Here is a 4622-nt window from a genome sequence, read left to right on the forward strand (position 1 = left end):
GTTAGAACCATAAACGATCAGGAAATTAAAGACGGTGAAATCGTTTTTGTCGACAATGCAATTGACCCAAATAGCGGTACTATCAAAGTTAAAGCAACATTACCTAATAATGATGAAATATTGTGGCCTGGGCAATTCGTACGTGTGTCTTTAACCATTTATACTGAAAAAGATGCTCTAATAGTTCCGTCTAAAGCAATGCAAACTAACGATCAAGGACCTTATGTATTCGTTGTCGATAAGGATAATAAAGCTGTGGTCAAGAATATAGATATAGCTTTTTCTAATGATGATTTTATTGTTATTAAAAGCGGTATAGATGAGGGTGAAACGGTAATCACCAACGGGCAGTTACGACTATCTAACGGAGCAGAGGTGAGTGTTAGGGAATAAGATATCATTCTCACCGCTTTATGTCATTCCCGCGAAAGCGGGAATCCATTAATAAAACGGTACATACACAGTAAGTTTTAAAATTAAAAGCTCGATTTATCTCGCTTTACGCTGGATTCCCGCCTACGCAATGACATAAAGGACGGCGGGAATGACATAAAAATGCAAAATATGACAACCTAAGTATAAAACAGGAGAAAACTAATTGGGTATTTCAGAAATATTTATTAAGCGTCCGGTTCTTGCTACCTTATTCATGGCAACTATTTTGCTGTTTGGAGCATTCGGCTATAGGCTATTACCGGTAAGCGTTTTACCTGACATCGATTTCCCGACTATCCAGGTTTCGGTAAACCTGCCCGGAGCTGACCCGACTACTATGGCATCTTCGGTTGCATTACCTCTTGAAAAGCAATTTTCGACAATATCCGATATTGATTCAATGAGTTCAGTTAATAGTAACGGTACTACTCAAATTACTTTGCAGTTTAATTTGGACCGAGATATAGACGCAGCGGCACAAGACGTACAAGCAGCTATCTCATCCGCTGCTAAGCAGCTACCGAACGACTTACCTACCCCGCCCTCATATCGCAAAGTAAACCCTGCCGATGCCCCTATATTTTATTTATCTTTAACATCCGATACCATGCCTTTATACAGCGTTGACTATTACGCCGAAACAATTATGGCTGAGCGTTTATCAATGTTACCGGGCGTTGCACAGGTACAAGTTTACGGCTCACAGCAATATGCAGTACGTGTGCAGGTTGATCCGGTTAAAATGGCAGCAAATAATATAGGGCTTGACCAAGTATCGAATATTATCAGCTCTGCTAACGTTAACTTACCGACCGGAGCTTTGTACGGTAAAGATATTTACTCAAGTATTAGAGCACCGGGACAACTACAAGATGCTAAAGAGTATAATGAGTTAATATTAACTTATAAAAACGGTAATCCGCTTTTTCTTAAAAATATTGGAAAAGCAATCGATAGCGTGGCTAATAATAAAATAGCCGCTTGGTATAGAGATAAGCCTGGGATCATACTTGCTATTCAAAAACAACCCGACACTAACACTATTGAAATAGTCGACTCTATAAAAGAAGTATTGCCGTTACTCCGTAGGCAAATCCCCGAAGGCGTTAATATAAATATTATGTTTGATAGGTCAATTTCTATTAGAGAATCGGTAAATGATGCCAATTTTACTATGCTCCTTGCTTTAATACTCGTAGTGATTGCTATATTTCTCTTTCTACATAATTTACGATCCGTGATTATTCCGACTATTGCCCTCCCCTTATCTATTGTTGGCACTTTTGCCTTTATGTACTTATTTGGTTATAGCATAGATAATATGTCTTTAATGGCTCTAACGCTTGCGATGGGTTTTGTCGTTGATGACGCAATAGTAGTGCTTGAAAATATCACAAGACATATGGAAAAAGGCGAAAGTAAAATAGCAGCCTGTATTAGCGGTACTAAAGAAATAGGTTTTACTATTGTCTCGATGACTTTATCCTTAATGGCGGTATTCATCCCGATATTATTTATGAGCGGAATTTTAGGGAAATTACTACACGAACTTGCCGTTGTTATTACTACCGCCATTTTGCTTTCGGGAGTTATCTCGATAACTGTAACTCCAATGCTGTGCAATGTGTTTTTAAAAGACCGTCATTGCGGGGAAAAGACTTCGTCTGTCATCCCGCGACTTGATCGCGGGATCCAAGAAAATATAAAAATGGATACCGCGGTCAAGCCGCGGTATGACAATGAGAAGAGTAATGACGAGTTACCCTTAACAAAAAAAGCCTTTGAATACATAAAACAAAAATACGGTAGCAGTCTAAAAACGGTAGTAGAGCATTCAAAAACTACTATGCTTATATTTCTCTTAGTAATCCTCGCAACGGCTTATTTATTCGGAAAAGTACGCAAAGGCTTTATGCCTGATTCCGATACGGGACAAATCTTAGTTTTTACTGAAGCCGCTCAAACTATTTCTTTTGATGCGATGGTAAAAGAACAGCAGCAAGTAAGTGATGTATTACTTAAAAATCCTAATATAGATTCATTCTTTTCGGCAGTCGGTGTTTCAGGTAGAAACTCTGCCGTTAACCAAGGCACGATTTTTATTAGCTTAAAACCTCGCGATCAAAGAATAGGAGCAGACGAGGTAATTGACCAGTTACGTTCAAAACTAAATCATTTAGTAGGCTTAAGAGTATATATCCAAAACGTACCGACTATTACGATTGGCGGACAAGCAACCAAAAGCCAGTATCAATATACTATGCAAGGACTCGATCAAGATGAGCTATTTAGCTTTACACCGAAATTAAAAGACAAACTCGCGCAGCTACCGGGTTTTATTGACGTAACTTCGGATTTACAAATAGCACAGCCGCAAACCTTAGTACAAATCGATAGATATAAAGCTACGAAATTAGGTATATCAATCGAACAAATCCAGAATATCTTATATGCGGCTTACGGTGCTGAGCAGATTTCAACATTATATACCCCAACAGCCCAATATGATGTTATTTTAGAGTTAGATCCTAAATATCAAACAGATTCATCAATGTTATCTTTAGTCAATATTAACTCTGCAAACGGTAATTTAGTACCGCTAACTACGCTTGCTAAAATTGTTAATACTGTTGGTCCTCTTAGTATTTCACATTTCGGACAATTACCTTCGGTTACGGTATCATTTAACCTACAAGATGGATATTCAATTAGTGACGCCGTTCCAAAAGTTAATGAGGCTTTAAGAGAGCTACAAATGCCTGCAACCATAACAGGCAGCTTCCAAGGCACAGCTCAAGCATTTCAGTCGTCTTTTTCCGATCTTGGCTTATTGCTTGGACTTGCCGTTATAGTTATTTATATAATCCTTGGCATGTTATATGAGAGTTTTGTACATCCTATAACAATCCTTTCGGGACTACCTACGGCTATATTTGGAGCATTACTTACCTTGCTAATATTTAATAGCGAACTTGATATGTACGGATTTGTTGGGCTGATTATGCTAATCGGTATAGTTAAGAAAAACGCTATCATGATTATTGACTTTGCTTTAGAACTTGAGAGAACCGGCAATAAATCTTCGCATGAAGCAATCTATGAAGCATGTATAATAAGATTCAGACCTATTATGATGACTACCTTAGCTGCATTAATGGGAGCTATGCCTATTGCTCTTGGAGTCGGAGCAACAGGAGCAGAGAGAAGGTCGCTAGGGCTTGCCGTAGTCGGTGGTCTACTCACTTCACAATTACTTACTCTTTATATTACACCGATAATTTTCTTGTATTTAGAAGCAGCTAAAAAATGGTTAAAGCGTAGCAATTACAAGGCTGAAATTAGAAACTATCCGGAACTAAATTGGAAATCTTAATTTGTAATTATTTCTAAATTTTTGTGAGCGTTCACAGGTTTTTCAATGTCACCCCGTGGCTTGACCTATAGCACCGGACAGTTTTTAAAAAGCCCTTGATGTCATTCCCGCGTAGCATTGTTGCATGGATCAATTTCACCGCTGTCATCCCGTGGCTTGACCACGGGATCCAGTTAAAAATACTAAAATTATTAGTATTTTTTATTGTTTTTATGGGCCCCGTGGTCAAGCCTATAGTACCGGACAATTTTTACTTTATGTCATTCCCGCAAAAGCGGGAATCCAGTTAAATAAAGCTTTAAAAAGCTTTATTTGAAAAAATTATCTAATTAAAAAATCTTTAAAATTAAAGATTTTTTAGCCTGGATCCCTGCTTTCGCAGGGATGACATCGAGAGCTTTTTAAAAAATGTCCGGTGCTATAGGTCAAGCCACGGGGTGACACAATGGAGTTTACCGGTCCACGCAACAACGCCTTCCCGCCTTTAGCTAGGAATGACATAGAATAAAAATTAATAACTACTTGATAAGTAATCAATATTTATCCTATTCTAAAAGATAGGAATAGCAAAAGGATATTACAATGTCAAATAATTCATATCTAGAAAATTGGATAGAAACAATAAATAGCCTTAATAATGATTCGTCTGAAGTAGAAACTTCGCAATATATAGTAAATCATATAGTATTAGGTGCAATAATAAGATAATATACAAGGAAAAATGTCAACAAGTCCATATAGTGAAGATTTAAGGAAGAAAGTAATAAATTACCTAAAGAAAGGAAGGAGCCAAAAGGAAGCATCAGAAGTTTTT

Annotated in this window: 4 protein-coding genes; all 4 read left to right on the forward strand. The window is 37.5% G+C overall.

Features of this window, described 5'->3' with window-relative positions; genetic code table 11:
* Positions 1 to 393 (forward strand): efflux RND transporter periplasmic adaptor subunit (locus AC1Z7D_RS05890; RefSeq protein ID WP_482602816.1); only part of this gene is annotated, 393 nt, incomplete at its 5' end.
* Between the two features lie 205 nt (positions 394 to 598).
* The gene (locus AC1Z7D_RS05895; RefSeq protein WP_482602818.1) at positions 599 to 3808 is read left to right on the forward strand and encodes an efflux RND transporter permease subunit; all 3210 of its coding nucleotides are present in this window, start codon (positions 599 to 601) and stop codon (positions 3806 to 3808) included.
* 582 nt (positions 3809 to 4390) lie between these two features.
* The gene (locus tag AC1Z7D_RS05900) at positions 4391 to 4516 is read left to right on the forward strand and encodes a hypothetical protein (RefSeq protein ID WP_482602820.1); all 126 of its coding nucleotides are present in this window, start codon (positions 4391 to 4393) and stop codon (positions 4514 to 4516) included.
* A gap of 13 nt (positions 4517 to 4529) precedes the next feature.
* A partial coding sequence (locus AC1Z7D_RS05905; RefSeq protein ID WP_482601266.1) for an IS630 transposase-related protein occupies positions 4530 to 4622 on the forward strand: 93 nt, incomplete at its 3' end.

The sequence above is a fragment of the Rickettsia sp. genome (genome assembly GCF_965035265.1).

What these genes read in the sequence shown, in the direction of transcription:
- AC1Z7D_RS05900 (WP_482602820.1), top strand. Translation starts at nt 4,391, where the DNA reads ATGTCAAATAATTCATATCTAGAAAATTGGATAGAAACAATAAATAGC.